The 416-nt window shown below is 62.7% G+C and carries 1 protein-coding gene; it reads left to right on the forward strand.

Annotated features, from left to right (window positions below):
* A partial coding sequence (locus tag SB756_RS28210; RefSeq protein ID WP_410912785.1) for a thiamine pyrophosphate-binding protein occupies positions 1-416 on the forward strand: 416 nt, incomplete at both ends.

A 416-nucleotide genomic window follows, 5' to 3' on the forward strand; every position in this document is an offset into this window, starting at 1 on the left:
GACCTGCTCGAATCCCTGCGCAAGTCGAAGATCAAGCTGGTACTGACCCGTCACGAGCAGTCTGCAGGTTTCATGGCTGCCACCTACGGCCGACTGACCGGCAAGACTGGCGTCAGCCTGTCCACCCTCGGCCCTGGCGCCACCAACCTGGTTACCGCCAGCGCCTACGCCTACCTGGGCGGCATGCCGATGATGATGATCACCGGGCAGAAGCCGATCAAGAAGTCCAAGCAGGGCCGCTTCCAGATCATTGACGTGTGCGGCATGATGGACCCCATCACCAAGTACACCCACCAGTTCGCCTCGGCCGACAACATCCCGGCCCGCATGCGCGAAGCCTTCCGCCTGGCTGAAGAAGAAAAGCCGGGTGCGGTACACCTGGAACTGCCGGAAGACATCGCCGCCGAGCAGACCGA

The organism is Pseudomonas sp. SIMBA_068, from assembly GCF_046534705.1.
GTDB lineage: Bacteria > Pseudomonadota > Gammaproteobacteria > Pseudomonadales > Pseudomonadaceae > Aquipseudomonas > Aquipseudomonas putida.